We start from the raw sequence: 14,403 nt of genomic DNA on the forward strand, positions 1-14,403 counted from the left end.
CAATGCACCCATCGAGGGCGGGGCTTCAATCGCCGAGGTCGCTCGGGGCAGGGGCGGCGTCGTTTTTTCGATACTTCATGACCCGCTGACGCTATCTTTGCGCTGCGGCGGATTACCGGGGCGCAAGGCACTTTTTGCGCGCCAGACCGTCTTACCTGCACGACTGTTGACCTATCTTTGAGGTGTGAGTGATGAAAGCCTGGATCTGTGTGCCGTTGATGGCTTTGGCCTTGGCCGGTTGCGCCGGTAAAACCGCGTACCGCGACAGCTGCGGCAGCCAACTGGATACCGCGTGGCATGAGCTGGACCTGGCCAAGGCCGAAGGTTTCGCCGGCACCGTCAGCTACTCCAAAGCCCTGTCGTTGCTGACGGCGGCCAAGACTCAGCAGCAATTCGAAGGTTTCGAAGGCTGTGCGAGCAAGGCCGAGAAGGCGCGGTTCTACATTCGCGAATCGCGCGCCGGACGCTAAGCTGCTGACATGGCGCAAGTGCCGAAGGCTTGCGCCAGCGCATATTCGTGCCGAGTCATTGGATCGAGGAGCAAGTGATGTCTGCGTTGGTTGACCGGTTGGTGGCTCAGGTGCTGAGCATTGAAGTGCGGCTGCTGGCCTGTCAGGCACGTCTGACGGCGCGCACCGATCCCGAAGCGCTGCACGATTTGCGTACCACGGTGCGGCGCTTGCGCAGCCTGCTGCGGCCATTGCGTGGCTTGCCGGGTGTCGAACAGCTGGAAACGGCGGCCGCCAGCGTCGGCCAACTGACCACACCGTGGCGCGACCGCGAAGTGTTGGCGGCCTATCTGCTGGAGCATGATCAACCCGAGGCTGCACGTCGGCGCATGGCGCAAATGGCTGAGGCGTATCCAGCGCTGGCGGCGAGCGGCGAAGTGGCTGCGCTGCTGATGATCCTCGACGCGTTTCCGCGTTTTCTGCGCGCGTCCCAGCGTCAGGGGCTGCTGAATGGTCTGGGTAAACGCATCGAAAAACGTCTGAGCAAACAATGGAAGAATCTCGATGTGGCGCTGCACGATCCGGCCCATGACCGCCATCGTTTGCGACTGCTGATCAAGCGTGTGCGTTATGGCATCGAGGCCTATCCCGAGCTTGATCGTCTGCCTGAGCCGGCGCTGGAGCGGTTGAAGTCGGCGCAAGCGGCGTTAGGCGACTGGCACGATTGCTGGCAATGGCTGGCCAAGGCTGAATTGGAAAGCGATCTGCAACCCTGCGTTGCGACTTGGCAGGCGACCATGAGCAAGGCCGAAGCCAAGGCAGACCGGGTCCTCGAAAAACTCAGCTCGACCTGCTTCAAATAATCTTCAAATCAAATGCGGCGCGCGGCCTATCTGTCAGTCTCTTTGACCGGAATAGACGCTGCGCCGCTCTGCCATGCTGGTTAAGATCCCTGCATTCCCTTTCCAGTGTCCGAGGTTTCCATGCGCTTTAGCGATCTGCTCGATGTCGTCCGCGTTAAACCGGAGGTCACTATCCCGGCTGAATGGGGTCAGGGCCGCGCCAGTTTCGGCGGGCTGGTTGCCGCGCTGCAATACGAGGCCATGCGCGCCAAGGTGCCAGCGGAGCGGCCGGTACGCTCGCTGGCGATCACCTTTGTCGGCCCGGTCGAACCGCAAGTGCCGGTGAGCTTCGAAGTCGAAATCCTGCGTGAAGGCAAAGCCGTCATCCAGGTACTTGGTCGAGCCATGCAGAACGGTCAGGTGGTGACGATGGTGCAAGGCAGCTTCGGCGCCTCGCGCACGTCCGAGGTGGCTGTGGATGCGCAACCTGCGCCCGAGATGAAACACTTTGATGAGTGCCAGGAACTGCCCTACATCAAAGGCGTGACCCCGGAATTCATGCGTCACTTGGCGATGCGCTGGAGCGTCGGCGGCATGCCGTTTACCGGCACCAAATCGCGGCAAATGGGCGGCTGGGTGCGCTTGCGTGGGGATGTGAAGGAAGAACCGGTCAGCGAAGCGCATCTGCTGGCGCTGGTCGATGCCTGGCCTCCGGCATTGTTGCCGTATCTGAAGAAGCCGGCGCCGGGCAGTACGCTGACCTGGACCATCGAATTCGTTCAGCCGCTACGCGATTTGAGCACGCTGGACTGGTGCATGTATCTGGCGGAAATCGAGTACGCGGCCGACGGTTACGGCCACGTCGCCGCCAAGCTGTGGAGCGAGCAGGGTGAACTGATCGCCATGAGTCGGCAGACCGTGACCATTTTCGCCTGACTCACTGCCAGCGCTGGCGCTCACGCCCGGTACGAATCTTCGCGGTTGCCGTGGCGATGCAGCGCCAGTGCGGCAACGATGCCGATCACGCCGATGGCGACGCTTGCCAGACTTGTGCTGAACACGCCGGAAACAATCAGCAGAAATGCGACGATGAACAGTGGCACGGCGATCAGGTGCAGGCCCAGATTGGTCGGGTGCTGATGATTACCCAGGTCCGTGCGCCATTGCCACGCGGGAAGGTTGGGATGACGTTTGCCCATGATGCTGCTCCTCAATCCAGGTTCGACTCTATGATTGAAGAATAGGCCCGGGCGGGAAGGGCGGCGAATCAAGGTTGGCTATGGAAGCGATAGGCCAAATCTGATGTCGCTGCGGCTGACGCCATCGCGGGCAAGCCCGCTCCCACAGGATTTCAGGTGCTCACAAAATCCTTGTTCACTGCAAATCCCTGTGGGAGCGGCGGTGCGACGATTCGACTTGCCCGCGATGAGGCCCTCAGAGTTTCAACTGGCCTATAGCCTTGCTCAACTCCCCGGCCAACGTCGCCAGTTCATTACTGGTAGTCGCCGAATCAACCGTTTGCTGCACGGTGTTCTCGGTCACATCACGAATGCTCACCACCGCGCGATTCATCTCCTCGGCAACCTGACTCTGCTGCTCGGCCGCCACGGCAATCTGCGTGTTGCTCTCGCGCATCTGCGCCACCGCTCCGGTGATCTCCGCCAATGCCTCGCCAGCCTCCTGCGCCTGTTGCACACAGTCATCGGCCTTGTACGAACTCTCCTGCATGAAATCCACCGCATCGCGCGTCCCGGCCTGCAACGCCGAGACCATAGTGGTGATTTCATCGGTTGAAGCCTGCACCCGCTTGGCGAGGTTGCGCACCTCGTCGGCGACCACTGCAAAACCGCGTCCCATCTCACCGGCGCGAGCGGCTTCGATGGCGGCATTCAGCGCGAGCAGATTGGTCTGCTCGGCAATGCTGTGAATCACGCTGACTACGCCGTTGATTTTCTGACTGTCCTCGGCCAGCCGTTGAATCATCTCGGCCGTCTGCTGCACGCCGCTGGACAGGCTGGCAATCGAAGTCTGTACGCGACTCACCACTTGTTGACCGCTGCCAGCCAGACCATCAGCAGTTTGCGAAAGGTCGCGGGTGGCGCCGGCATGTTGGGCGATGTGGTAAACGGTGGCGGTCATCTCGTTGATCGCGGTGGCAGCCTGATCGGTTTCGCTCTGCTGGCCAAGCATGCCGTGACGTACCTCGTTCATGCTCGCTGCCAGTCGCGCGGCGCCGACATCCAGTTGCCGCGCGGTGTTGGCCACCGTGGTGACCACGCGCTGATAACCGGCCTGCATCGCGTTGAAGGCATTGGCCATCTGTCCGACTTCATCCGTGCAGGCCAACGGCACGCGCGCGGCGAGATCGCCGGTTTTCTCGACGTGCAGCATCACGTCTTTCAAGGTGTTGAGTTGGCTGAGCAGGAAGCGAATCAGCAGTTGCGAAGCGCCGAGCATCGCCAGCATCAGGATCAACACCGCGACCGCGTAATTGGTGAAGCGCTCGCCGAACACCTGGCTCAGGCTCGGGCCGTAGGCAATCACTGCGACCTGCTGACCATCGGCACGGCCGAATACTTCGGCGCCGATCAGCAGGTTGTCACCGAACAGCGGCTGGTGATTGATCTCGATCCAGCCCGTGCTGTCGCTGATTTCCAGCAACGGTTGATCGTTGAGGCGCGGTGCTGCGCCCCGTTTGAAGGTCAGCACCTGATCGGCTTTGGGCAGCGCTTGATCGGCCGGCCAGGCCTTGAGCAATTGCGCCTGAGCTTGCGCAGAGATTTGCGCAGCATGGCTGCGTGCCTGCTGTTCGAGTTGCACGGCGTACAACACCAGCAGCAGCGTGGTGACGAAGGCGACCGCGTTGACCGCCCAGAATTTGTATTTCAGCGAGATATTGCTAAGCCAGGCACCCATGGAAGGTCTTCTCTGATAGCGGAAACAGCATTGGCAAGGTGCCAGCATTGTGCCGCTATACAGAGGTTCGAATCTTGATATGCATCAATGGCGCGTATCAGGGGAGATTCGGCAGGCCGAAGAATGCCCGGGCACACGCGGTGGTATGCGTCGCCAGATCTACCTCGGTTTCACCGCGATGCAACGCCACCTCGCGCAGCACTTCGGTCAGATACGCCGGCTCGTTGCGCCCGTTCTTCGGTTTGGGCCGCAAGGTGCGCGGCAGCAAGTACGGCGCATCGCTTTCCAGCATCAGCCGTCCACGTTTGATCTCTTTGACCAGTGGATGCAGATGCGTACCGCGCCGCTCGTCACAGATCCAGCCCGTGATGCCGATGTGCAAATCCATATCCAGATAACTGAACAGCGCCTTCTGCTCGCCAGTGAAGCAATGCACCACGGCGGCGGGCAATTGATCACGATAGTCGCGCAGTATTTCCAGCAAACGCTGGCTGGCATCACGCTCATGCAAGAACACCGGCAATTGCAGTTCGACCGCCAGCGCCAGATGTTCTTCGAGAACTTTTTCCTGCTGCGGACGCGGCGAGAAATCACGGTTGAAATCCAGCCCGCATTCGCCGACCGCAACCACGTTCGATTCCTTCAGCAGGCTGCGCAAACGGCGTGCGCTGTCCGCATTCCAGTCGCTCGCCGAATGCGGATGAATGCCGGCGGTGGCGAACAGTCGCTGGCCGGTTTCATCCAGCTGTTGGCACAGCTCCAGGGCTTGCTCGCTGCCCTCGACGCTGGTGCCGGTCAGCACCAGTTGGCAGACCCCGGCGGCATAGGCGCGCTCGAGGACTGCCTGGTGTTTGTCGGCGAAACTCGGGTTGGTCAGGTTGACGCCGATATCGATGAGTTGCATGGTGCTACCTCGGGCCGAAGGCCGGAAAGCATATCAGAGCTGTCGGATTATAAAAAAATCCAAGAACTACAAAGACTTATGACTGTCTGTTGAGGCCGCGTGACCGGTTGGGGTGGCAGCGATGCTATCACTGTGCCAGTCTGCTGCACTTTGCCAGCGCTCAGGCGCTCTGTTTTCGTCGGTGTTGTTGCCGCTTTCAACGGTGATTGCGCCCCGTATTATTTCCGGAGAGTGGATGGTTCGTCCCTCGGTTTTGCTTCTGCTATGTGGCTCGTTGTTGCTGCCGATGACGGCGGTCGCGCGCCTGCCCGGGCCGCTGCAAGCCGTGCCGGCCGCCAAGGTCCGCGATCTGGCGGAAATCCGCAGCAGTCGCGTGCTCAAAGTGCTGGTCAACCAGAGTCGCAACAGCTCCGGCGAAGTCCAGGGCCAGTCCATCGGCGTCGAATACCATCGCCTGCGCGCCTTTGAGCAATACCTCAACGGCCATGCCCGCGACGGCCAGGAAGTTACCCTCAAGATCATCCCCAAAGCCAAGGATCAACTGCTCGGCGCGTTACGGCGTGGCGAGGGTGATCTGGTGGCGCCGGGAGAACTGCTCGATCTACAACCCGGCCTCGCCGTCGCCAGTAGCGAACCGATCGCCAGCAACGTGCCGCTGGTGTTGGTCGGAATCAAAGGTGAACGGCGCTACGCCAAGGTGGAACAACTCGCCGGTAAAACCGTGGCACTGCCGACCGGCAGCGTGGCGGGGGAGGCGGTCAACCAGATCAACCAGAAACTCGCGCTGCACAAACTCGCGCCGATCAAGATCGAATGGGTCGATCCGACGCTGGCGGTCGAGGACGTGCTGGAAATGGTCCAGGGCGGGATTTTCCACCTGACCATCGTCGAGCAACCGATAGCCGAGCGCTGGGGCAAGATCCTGCCCAAGCTGCGCGTCGACCGGCAAGTGATGATCAGCGAACCGGGCGAGGAATACTGGTTTGTGCGCCGTGATGCATCGATGCTGCGCGCGAGCATCGACCGCTTCCTGACCGGCTACAAAAAACCGTCCAATGAAGATGCAGCATTCCTGCGCATCTACCGCCGTCTCTATCAAGTCCACTATCCGTTGGCCAAGGCTGATCGCCAGCGTCTGGAAAAACTCCGTCCGACCCTGCAAAAACATGCGGATGCGCAGAACATGGACTGGCTCAACCTGGCGGCGCTGGCCTTCAAGGAGTCGAGGCTGCAACCCAACGCGCGCAGTGGCAGCGGCCCGACCGGGCTGATGCAGATCACCCCGTCTGCGGCGCAGCGGGTCGGCGTCAGCAATATCCAGAATCTCGAGGCGAATGTGCAGGCTGGGGCCAAGTATCTGGCGATGATCCGCCGCAAGTTCTTCAACAGCCCCAAGCTCAACGAGCGCGAACGCATGGCCTTCACCCTGGCGGCGTACAACATCGGCCCCGAGCGTGTGCAAGGCATGCGTGCCGAAGCGCGGCGCCGCGGCTTGAATCCCAATCAGTGGTTCTTCCAGGTCGAGCGCGTGGCCATGGAGCAGGTGGGAATGGGCCCGGTCAGCTATGTTAATAGCGTGAACAAGTATTACTTGGCGTTTGATCGGGAGCGGGAGTCGCTGGAGCCCCGTGCGCAAAAAGTAGCTTCACGCAAATGATCTAATAAATCGATTGTTATGGCGGAATATTTACGCTTTTAACATGAAATTAACTGATTAATATAGCGGCCAACCAACAAGCACTTCTCACAACAAGGAAACGCAACATGAGCTCTCTGATCAACAAGGTACTGTTCACCCGCGCCGGTTACGGCCTGACCATTCTGCGTATTGCCGTCGGCGTGATCTTCGCCGCTCACGGTGCGCAGAAACTCTTCGGTCTGTTTGGTGGCTACGGCCTTGCTGGCACAGCGCAGTACATGGAAAGCCTCGGCCTGACCCCTGGCTACCTGATGGCCACACTGGCTGGCGGCACCGAATTCTTCGCCGGTCTGGCGCTGATCATCGGCCTGCTGGTTCGTCCGGCAGCACTTGGCCTGACGTTCCTGTCGCTGGTCGCTATCTTTACCGTGCACATCAGCAACGGCCTGTTCATGGCCAACAACGGTTATGAGTTCGCGCTGGCGCTGCTCGGTGGCAGCCTGGCAGTCATGATCGAAGGTGCAGGCAAGTTGTCGGTGGACCGCGCCATCGCCGGTTGACCGCTCTGGCTCAAGCCAAAGGCCCGCATTGTGCGGGCCTTTTTTGTTGCCGCTGATTCTTGACACTGGCCAGTCACGTTCTCTAGGATGCCGCTCATGCGCCGATTTAAACAGCTACTTGCGGGGCGCCAGGTGACTACACTTCAGTTGCCGTCAGAAGCCGGAACACTGGCTTCGAAATACCGCTAAAGCGCTGGTTCGGTGTTGCCTCTCACCTGCCATGCAGACTTTTGAGGCAGAGACACGACACGATGAATGCACTACGCCCTCCAGCACGTCCCGCGCCGATCACGGCACACGCCACTCAGCGCAATCCGAAAATCCTGCTTGGCGGTAAACACCAGCCGACCCTGTTGCGTTATCTCGATGGCTGGCCACGTCGCAGCGGCGGTCCTGCGGCGTTCCTGATCCAGTTTGTCGAAGACGGTGAGTCGCTCGCGCGGTTCGCCACAGACAGTTTTGATCTGGCGGTGATTCAGTCGCCGAGCACCGAGGATGCCCCGGAAATGATCAAGCAACTGACGCGCGTCGCCCGCCAGGGCTTGATTACCCGGCGCTAAATGTCAGAGATACTCGATTGCGACGATGTAGACGAACTGCTCGCCAGTTGGCGTTTCGACCCGGACTTCGGCGTCGAGCGCCTTGCCGATCAAGGCGCGGGCCAGCGGTGAGTCGATGCTGATCAGACCCAGTTTCAGATCCAGCTCATCCGGGCCGACGATGCGGTAGCGCGACTGCTTGGCGTCTTCATCTTCGATGGTCACCCATGCGCCGAAATACACCTTGTTCGGATCGCTGGGTTTTTCGCTGACCACCTTCAACGCTTCCAGACGTTTAGTCAGAAAGCGCACGCGACTGTCGATCTCGCGCAGCATTTTTTTGCCGTAGGTGTACTCGGCGTTTTCCGAGCGATCACCCTGAGCTGCCGCTTCGCTGACCGACTGCGTCACTTGCGGGCGGCGCACATGCCATAGCTCATGGAATTCGGCACGCATCCGCGCTTCACCTTCAGGGGTGATCAGCGCGGTGCCGGCGGTGCGGGGAGGGCGATAACGGCTCATGGCGATTTCTTGTGATAGAGACGGCGGGAGTCTATCAACCCTCGCGCAACACTGTCAGTGGACTTGCATTCAGTGCCCGGCGCGTGCCGAACACTCCGGCGCCACCGATCAGCGCCGCACCGATCAACGGCAGCACCAACAGCCACGGATGTGGATGCCACGGCAGGTCGAAGGCGTAGCGATACAACACCAGACTCACCACTTCCGAACCGATGGCTGCGAGCAATCCGCTGACCGCGCCCAGCAGTCCGAACTCGATCCGTCGCGCCTTGACCAGCAACTTGCGCTCGGCCCCCAGCGCACGCAACAGCGCGCCTTGGCGAATGCGTTCATCCAGCGTTGCCTGCAACCCGGAGAACAGCACCGCCATGCCCGCCGCCAGTACAAACAACAACACATATTCCACCGCCAGCGTGACCTGGGCGAGGATGCTGCGCAGCTGTTCGAGCAAGGCTTCGACCTGCAGGATGGTCACGGCCGGGAACGCGCGCGACAGTTCGACGATCTGCTGATCGTGACCGGGTGCCAGATAGAAACTGGTCAGGTAAGTCGCTGGCAGATCCTTCAGAGTGCCGGGCTGGAAGATCATGAAGAAGTTCGGCTGGAAGTTATCCCAGTTGATCTCCCTCAGGCTGGTGACCCTGGCTTCGCGATTGACCCCGCCGACGGTGAACACCATGTGGTCGCCAAGTTTGAGCTTGAGGCTTTCTGCGACCTTGCCTTCTACCGATACGCCGGGAACAGCGTCCGGCGCTTGCTCGGTCCACCAGGAACCGGCGGTGAGCTTGTTGCCGTTCGGCAAATCGGCGGCCCAGGTCAGGCTCAGGTCACGTTGAATCGCGCGGTCACCGGCCGAGTCCTTGCTGACCAGTTGCTGCACCGGTTCGCCATTGATGCTGATCAGGCGTCCCGGCACCACCGGATACAGCGGCGCCGCTTGCGCGGAGACTTTGATCAGATGATCAGTGAACGGCTGTTTGTCTGCCGGCAGAATGTTCAAAGCAAAATAATTCGGCGCGTTTTTCGGTAACTGGTTCTGCCAGGTGTCGAGCAGTTCGCCGCGCAGCAAAGCGATCAGCGCCATGGACAGCAGGATCAGCCCGAATGCCAGCGCCTGACCCGCCGCTGCCAATGGATGACGCAACAACTGTCCTAAGCCCAAGCGCCACGGCAGTGACGCGCGGGCGAGCAGGCGGCGCAGGCTGTTGAGCAGCAACAGCAGCAGGCCGCCCAAAACCACAGCGGCAACCACGCCACCCCCGAGCAGGGCGAAAGTCAGCAGAAGATCCAGGCTCAAGCGCCACATGATCAGGCCCAGCGCGCCCAGTGCCGCGCCGTAAACCATCCAGGTGCTCGACGGAATCGGCAGCATGTCGCGACGCAGCACGCGCAACGGTGGCACGCGACCCAACGCCGCTAATGGTGGCAAGGCGAAACCGGCCAGCGCCACCAGCCCCGTGCCGATCCCGGCCAGCGCTGGCAGCAGACCGCCCGGTGGTACGGCAGTCGGCAACAAGTCATGCAGCAACGCAAACAGTCCCAGTTGCGCGAGCCAGCCAAGTATGGCGCCGGTCAGGCTGGCGAACAGCCCGAGCACCGTCAGTTGCAGACTGAAGAGCACCATCGTCTCGCGTCGCGACAAACCGAGGCAGCGCAGCAGGGCGCTGGCATCAAATCGACGGCTGGCGAACCGGTTGGCCGACAGTGCCACGGCTACCCCGGCCAACAGCACTGCGACCAGACTCGCCATATTCAGATAACGCTCAGCCTTGCCCAATGCACCGCCAATCTGCTGGTTGCCATCACGGGCATCCTGAATTCGCTGATTCGCCGCCAGTCCCGGTTTGATCAATTGACGATAGGTTTCCAGCGCCTGCGGTTCACCTCGCCACAGCTCACGGAAGCTCACCCGGCTGCCGGGCTGCACCACGCCAGTGGCGGCAAGGTCTTCGAGATTGATCAGCACCCGCGGGGTCAGGCTGTAGAAATTGCCTGCGCGATCCGGTTCGTAAGTCAGCACCCGCGTCAGTTTCAGCGTCTTTGAGCCGACGTCGATGCTGTCGCCGATCTTCAGATCCAGTGCGACCAGCAGGCGCGATTCCACCCAGGCTTCACCGGGTTGCGGTTCCCCGCCAGATTCTTCGGCAGCGAATGGCGCCGGGACGCTCTTCAGTTCTCCGCGCAGAGGATAGGCGCGGTCCACTGCTTTGATGCTCGACAGTTGAATGCCGTTGTCAGTGGCGACGACGCTGGAGAATTCGACGATCTGAGCATGATCAAGACGCAGCTCGGTGCCGCTTTTTATCTGTTCCTCGCGTGCCGGTGAGCTGCCTTCGAGCACCAGATCGGCGCCGAGAAATTCGGTGGCGCGCAACGTCATCGCGCCATTCAATCGTGCACCGAAGTAACCGATGGCGGTACTCGCCGCCACAGCCACCAGCAAGGCAAAAAACAACACGCGCAATTCGCCGGCGCGGGCATCGCGCATCAGTTGGCGCAGGGCGAGACTGAACAGACGCAACAGCGGCAGACGTGCCATCAAGGCTCCAGAGGGGCGACCAACAGGCCGGCTTCAAGACGGATCAGGCGCCGGCAGCGATGTGCCAGGCGTTCGTCGTGGGTCACCAGCACCAGTGTGGTGCCGCGTTCCTTGTTCAATTCGAACAGCAAGTCGCTGATGCGCTCGCCGGTATGGCTATCGAGGTTGCCGGTGGGTTCGTCGGCGAACAGCACATCCGGCTCGGCGGCAAACGCCCGGGCAATCGCCACGCGCTGCTGTTCACCGCCGGAGAGCTGGCGCGGCGAGTGCGTCAGGCGTTGGCCGAGGCCGACACGCTCGAGCAACTGGGTGGCGCGTTGGCGCGCGTCTTTGCGGCCGTCGAGTTCCAGCGGCAGCATGACGTTTTCGAGTGCGTTGAGACTGTCGAGCAATTGGAAGGACTGAAAAACGAAACCGACGTGCTCGGCGCGAATGCGTGCGCGCTGATCTTCGTCGAGACCGCTCAGGCCCTGGCCAGCGAGGGTGACTTCGCCGCTGCTCGGCAGATCGAGGCCGGCGAGCAAACCGAGCAGGGTGGATTTGCCGGAACCGGACGCGCCAACGATGGCCAGGCTGTCGCCCTTGTTCAGTTCCAGGCTGAGTTCGTGCAGGATGGTCAGTTCACCTTCCGCGCTGGGAACCACTTTGCTAAGGTTCTTCGCGGTGAGAATACTTGCGCCCATGGAGAATCCGATGCGTGTGTGGTTTTTGAGTGCTGGCCTGGCCTTGATGTGCATGGCCCAGAACGCAGCGGCGGGTACTGTCCTGATCGTTGGCGATAGTATCAGCGCCGGTTTCGGACTGGATACCCGCTTGGGGTGGGTATCGCTGCTTGAGCAACGGCTCAAGGCCGAAGGTTTCGACGACAAAGTGGTCAATGCGTCCATCAGCGGCGACACCAGTGCCGGAGGCCAGGCGCGCCTGCCCGCGCTGCTTGCAGAGCATAAACCCGAGTTGGTAATCCTCGAATTGGGCGGCAACGATGGCCTGCGCGGAATGCCGCCAGCGCAATTGCAACAAAATCTTGCCTCGATGATCGACAGCTCGCGCAAGCAAGGCGCCAAGGTGTTATTGCTCGGCATGCAACTGCCGCCCAATTACGGCAAGCGTTACACCGATGCTTTTGCGCAGGTCTATGGCCAGCTTGCCGAGGATAAAAAGATCCCGCTGGTGCCGTTTTTCCTTGAAGGCGTCGGTGGTCATCCGGACTTGATGCAGGCTGATGGTCTGCACCCGGCGGTCGGGGCGCAGGGCAAGTTGCTGGAAAATGTCTGGCCGACGCTAAAACCGCTGCTTTGAGGCTTTTCTAGCGGCAGGCTTTCGGCTAATGTGGCGCCCCCCTGATCGGAGGCCCCGATGTCGCGTTCTGCCTGGTCCCTTTTTGCCTATCAACTGATCGAGCCTGACGAGCAGTTGGATCTGTTCGCCTGCCAGGAAGTGCGGGTGCATCTGGTAACCCGTCAGCTGGAGCTCGGCGGCTCGGCCGATCGCACTCTGTGCGGCAGTCTGCTGCCAGCGCAACCGCGTCTGTCGAGCGTGGATCGTCGGGTGTTTCAGGATCAGCGTTTGTGTTCGCTGTGCCGGGCTATTCTCGAATCGCAGAAGCGCGGGACTTCGCCGATCTGGCCTGAGTTGCGTTTCGAGCTGTAGTTGGGGTGAAGAGGGCCGCTGCGCTGCCAATCGGGGGCAAGTCCCCTCGCCACAGGTCTTGTGGCTGCCCGAATATCCGAAGTGCGGTGTACAATCGCGCTCTTATACCCTTGTTGATCATGCGAAGGATGTTCCGGATGTTGCCGCGCTTGCCTGCCGTCACCCGCTGCCTGTCTCTTGCCGCCCTGTGTGTGGCCGGTCCCGTTGCTGCATTGGAGTTGCCCCTGCCACCGCCCGGTGAAGACATCATCGGCCAGGTGCAGGTGATCAAGGCCAAGTACGAAGACACCTTCGCCGACCTTGGCACCACCTACGATCTGGGCTATTCGGAAATGGTCGCGGCCAACCCGGGCGTCGATGCCTGGTTGCCGGGCGCCGGTACCGAGATCGTGCTGCCGACGCGTTTCATCCTGCCGCCGGGCCCGCGTGAAGGCATCGTGATCAACCTTGCCGAATACCGCCTCTACTATTTCCCGAAAGGCCGGAACGTGGTTTACACCTTCCCGCTGGGTATCGGTCGCGAGGGCTGGGGCTCGCCAATCGCTCACACCACCATCACCGCAAAAACGCCGAATCCGACCTGGACTCCGCCAGCGTCGATCAAGGCTGAACATGCCGCCGACGGCGATCCGCTGCCGAACGTTGTGCCGGCCGGTCCGGATAACCCGCTGGGTCCGTTCAAGTTCACCCTGGGCACGCCGGGCTACTTGATCCACGGCTCGAACAAGAAGTTCGGCATCGGCATGCGCACCAGCCACGGTTGCTTCCGCATGTTCAACAACAACGTGCTGGAAATGGCCGGCATGGTTCCGGTGGGCACCTCGGTACGGATCATCAACGATGCGTACAAGTTTGGTCGCAGTGGCGGCAAGGTCTACCTGGAAGCGCACACGCCGATCGACGACAAGGGCAACCCGTCGGTGGTCGACAAGCACACCGCTGTGATCAACGCGATGCTCAAGCGTGAAGACATCACCAACAACCTGCGCATGGACTGGAATGTGGTGCGTGACGTGGTCGCGGCCGAAGATGGTCTGCCAACTGAAATTGGCACGCCAGGTGCGGCGGCACCGATGGTTTCCAGCGCACCGCTCGATCTGCAGCAGTAAGCGCAGACAAAAAACCCGCCGATGCGTGATGCGTCGGCGGGTTTTTTATTGCATGAAGAAAATTTCAGGCAAAAAAAAGCCGACCCAAAAAACGGGTCGGCTTGATAACAATCCCGAAGGACTATTACTTGCGGCTAGCTTTGTCCAGCATACGCAGAGCGCGCTCGTTAGCTTCGTCAGCAGTCTGTTGTGCTTTTTGAGCAGCAGCCAGAGCTTCATCAGCTTTACGGTAAGCTTCGTCTGCACGAGCCTGGGAGCGAGCAGCTGCGTCTTCAGTAGCGGTCAGACGTGCTTCAGTTTCTTTCGATGCGCTGCTGCAACCGGTAGCCAGAACTGCGGCCAATGCCAGAGCAGAGAATTTCAGAACGTTGTTCATCGTGTTCCCCTTCAAGGACTTTCAATTAAGTGGCTGTCTCCTCCGATTGAGGAAATAGCCGGCGTACATACTACCCATTACTTGTAGTAAGTAAACTGACGTATGGCAAGAAGCAAAAAAATTGTAGGCGTTGATTCTTTTTCGAGCAACTTTTAACTGCATTGTTTAAAAAATAAACAGCTGCAAGCCCCGAGCTGAGCGAGTCAAGGCAAAAAAGTTCCCGCTGTCACAGACTGCTTTACCCAGTCTTGGCTAAAGTCTGTCTACATGGATTCGTCCATACTTTTGTTGTGAATTTGCGGGCTGCCTCGCACATCTTTGTCCATGTTGAGGTGACTTTAAAACAGGTCGCACGTCT

The 14,403-nt window shown here is 60.4% G+C and carries 15 protein-coding genes and 1 pseudogene; 9 read left to right on the forward strand and 7 right to left on the reverse strand.

Annotated elements, in window-relative coordinates:
- Positions 1–191 precede the first annotated feature (191 nt).
- From ACP7BN_RS08440 to ACP7BN_RS08450, 3 genes are all read left to right on the forward strand, one after another.
- Positions 192–470 (forward strand): hypothetical protein, encoded by a 279-nt coding sequence (locus tag ACP7BN_RS08440; RefSeq protein ID WP_401269573.1) that lies wholly within the window; start codon positions 192–194, stop codon positions 468–470.
- Positions 471–547: 77 nt separating this feature from the next.
- Positions 548–1,312 carry a CHAD domain-containing protein gene (locus ACP7BN_RS08445; protein WP_426203156.1) on the forward strand — a complete coding sequence of 255 codons (765 nt, stop codon included), beginning with the start codon at positions 548–550 and terminating at the stop codon, positions 1,310–1,312.
- A 120-nt stretch (positions 1,313–1,432) separates the two neighbouring features.
- A complete protein-coding gene (locus tag ACP7BN_RS08450; protein ID WP_426203158.1) occupies positions 1,433–2,227 on the forward strand; it encodes an acyl-CoA thioesterase in 795 nt (264 codons plus the stop codon).
- Between the two features lie 44 nt (positions 2,228–2,271).
- Here the strand turns inward: ACP7BN_RS08450 and ACP7BN_RS08455 are convergent.
- The 3 genes and pseudogenes from ACP7BN_RS08455 to ACP7BN_RS08465 form a co-directional block, all read right to left on the reverse strand.
- A pseudogene (locus ACP7BN_RS08455) lies at positions 2,272–2,490 on the reverse strand (terminase); the annotation flags it as partial.
- 235 nt (positions 2,491–2,725) lie between these two features.
- Positions 2,726–4,207, reverse strand: a complete 1,482-nt coding sequence (locus tag ACP7BN_RS08460) for a methyl-accepting chemotaxis protein (protein ID WP_426203161.1) — start codon at positions 4,205–4,207, stop codon at positions 2,726–2,728.
- Positions 4,208–4,304: 97 nt separating this feature from the next.
- On the reverse strand, positions 4,305–5,111 hold the full coding sequence (locus tag ACP7BN_RS08465) for a TatD family hydrolase (RefSeq protein WP_426203164.1): 807 nt from the start codon (positions 5,109–5,111) through the stop codon (positions 4,305–4,307).
- Positions 5,112–5,346: 235 nt separating this feature from the next.
- Here ACP7BN_RS08465 and ACP7BN_RS08470 point away from each other — a divergent pair, with 235 nt between their 5' ends.
- From ACP7BN_RS08470 to ACP7BN_RS08480, 3 genes are all read left to right on the forward strand, one after another.
- Positions 5,347–6,768, forward strand: a complete 1,422-nt coding sequence (locus ACP7BN_RS08470) for a transglycosylase SLT domain-containing protein (protein WP_426203166.1) — start codon at positions 5,347–5,349, stop codon at positions 6,766–6,768.
- 107 nt (positions 6,769–6,875) lie between these two features.
- Positions 6,876–7,310: a DoxX family protein gene (locus tag ACP7BN_RS08475; RefSeq protein ID WP_420646634.1), complete on the forward strand. Its 435-nt coding sequence runs from the start codon at positions 6,876–6,878 to the stop codon at positions 7,308–7,310.
- Positions 7,311–7,561: 251 nt separating this feature from the next.
- Positions 7,562–7,870 (forward strand): class I SAM-dependent methyltransferase, encoded by a 309-nt coding sequence (locus ACP7BN_RS08480; protein WP_426203168.1) that lies wholly within the window; start codon positions 7,562–7,564, stop codon positions 7,868–7,870.
- A 3-nt stretch (positions 7,871–7,873) separates the two neighbouring features.
- Here ACP7BN_RS08480 and greB read toward each other — a convergent pair whose 3' ends face one another.
- The 3 genes from greB to ACP7BN_RS08495 are packed head-to-tail and all read right to left on the reverse strand — an operon-like array spanning position 7,874 to position 11,593.
- On the reverse strand, positions 7,874–8,371 hold the full coding sequence (gene greB, locus ACP7BN_RS08485; RefSeq protein ID WP_426203170.1) for a transcription elongation factor GreB: 498 nt from the start codon (positions 8,369–8,371) through the stop codon (positions 7,874–7,876).
- Between the two features lie 34 nt (positions 8,372–8,405).
- Positions 8,406–10,910: an ABC transporter permease gene (locus ACP7BN_RS08490; RefSeq protein ID WP_426203172.1), complete on the reverse strand. Its 2,505-nt coding sequence runs from the start codon at positions 10,908–10,910 to the stop codon at positions 8,406–8,408.
- Positions 10,910–11,593, reverse strand: coding sequence for an ABC transporter ATP-binding protein (locus tag ACP7BN_RS08495; protein WP_420646638.1), 684 nt, complete (start codon positions 11,591–11,593; stop codon positions 10,910–10,912). Before ACP7BN_RS08495 ends, ACP7BN_RS08490 begins: the two co-directional genes overlap by 1 nt.
- 10 nt (positions 11,594–11,603) lie before the next feature.
- Here ACP7BN_RS08495 and ACP7BN_RS08500 point away from each other — a divergent pair, with 10 nt between their 5' ends.
- The 3 genes from ACP7BN_RS08500 (at position 11,604) to ACP7BN_RS08510 (ending at position 13,669) form a co-directional block, all read left to right on the forward strand.
- Entirely contained in the window at positions 11,604–12,209 is a 606-nt protein-coding gene (locus tag ACP7BN_RS08500; protein WP_420646639.1) for an arylesterase, read from the forward strand.
- Between the two features lie 57 nt (positions 12,210–12,266).
- A complete protein-coding gene (locus ACP7BN_RS08505; RefSeq protein ID WP_420646640.1) occupies positions 12,267–12,560 on the forward strand; it encodes a hypothetical protein in 294 nt (97 codons plus the stop codon).
- A gap of 137 nt (positions 12,561–12,697) precedes the next feature.
- Positions 12,698–13,669, forward strand: a complete 972-nt coding sequence (locus ACP7BN_RS08510) for a L,D-transpeptidase family protein (protein WP_426203178.1) — start codon at positions 12,698–12,700, stop codon at positions 13,667–13,669.
- Positions 13,670–13,793: 124 nt separating this feature from the next.
- Here ACP7BN_RS08510 and oprI read toward each other — a convergent pair whose 3' ends face one another.
- On the reverse strand, positions 13,794–14,045 hold the full coding sequence (gene oprI / locus ACP7BN_RS08515) for an outer membrane lipoprotei OprI (protein WP_003199355.1): 252 nt from the start codon (positions 14,043–14,045) through the stop codon (positions 13,794–13,796).
- Positions 14,046–14,403: the final 358 nt, after the last annotated feature.

Origin of the sequence: Pseudomonas sp. TWP3-1, from assembly GCF_049896625.1 — a bacterium.
Lineage (GTDB): Bacteria > Pseudomonadota > Gammaproteobacteria > Pseudomonadales > Pseudomonadaceae > Aquipseudomonas.

Coding starts and splice junctions, on each gene's coding strand:
- ACP7BN_RS08440 (WP_401269573.1), top strand. CDS start 192: ATGAAAGCCTGGATCTGTGTGCCGTTGATGGCTTTGGCCTTGGCCGGT.
- ACP7BN_RS08445 (WP_426203156.1), top strand. CDS start 548: ATGTCTGCGTTGGTTGACCGGTTGGTGGCTCAGGTGCTGAGCATTGAA.
- ACP7BN_RS08450 (WP_426203158.1), top strand. CDS start 1,433: ATGCGCTTTAGCGATCTGCTCGATGTCGTCCGCGTTAAACCGGAGGTC.
- ACP7BN_RS08460 (WP_426203161.1), bottom strand. CDS start 4,207: ATGGGTGCCTGGCTTAGCAATATCTCGCTGAAATACAAATTCTGGGCG.
- ACP7BN_RS08465 (WP_426203164.1), bottom strand. CDS start 5,111: ATGCAACTCATCGATATCGGCGTCAACCTGACCAACCCGAGTTTCGCC.
- ACP7BN_RS08470 (WP_426203166.1), top strand. CDS start 5,347: ATGGTTCGTCCCTCGGTTTTGCTTCTGCTATGTGGCTCGTTGTTGCTG.
- ACP7BN_RS08475 (WP_420646634.1), top strand. CDS start 6,876: ATGAGCTCTCTGATCAACAAGGTACTGTTCACCCGCGCCGGTTACGGC.
- ACP7BN_RS08480 (WP_426203168.1), top strand. CDS start 7,562: ATGAATGCACTACGCCCTCCAGCACGTCCCGCGCCGATCACGGCACAC.
- greB (WP_426203170.1), bottom strand. CDS start 8,371: ATGAGCCGTTATCGCCCTCCCCGCACCGCCGGCACCGCGCTGATCACC.
- ACP7BN_RS08490 (WP_426203172.1), bottom strand. CDS start 10,910: ATGGCACGTCTGCCGCTGTTGCGTCTGTTCAGTCTCGCCCTGCGCCAA.
- ACP7BN_RS08495 (WP_420646638.1), bottom strand. CDS start 11,593: ATGGGCGCAAGTATTCTCACCGCGAAGAACCTTAGCAAAGTGGTTCCC.
- ACP7BN_RS08500 (WP_420646639.1), top strand. CDS start 11,604: ATGCGTGTGTGGTTTTTGAGTGCTGGCCTGGCCTTGATGTGCATGGCC.
- ACP7BN_RS08505 (WP_420646640.1), top strand. CDS start 12,267: ATGTCGCGTTCTGCCTGGTCCCTTTTTGCCTATCAACTGATCGAGCCT.
- ACP7BN_RS08510 (WP_426203178.1), top strand. CDS start 12,698: ATGTTGCCGCGCTTGCCTGCCGTCACCCGCTGCCTGTCTCTTGCCGCC.
- oprI (WP_003199355.1), bottom strand. CDS start 14,045: ATGAACAACGTTCTGAAATTCTCTGCTCTGGCATTGGCCGCAGTTCTG.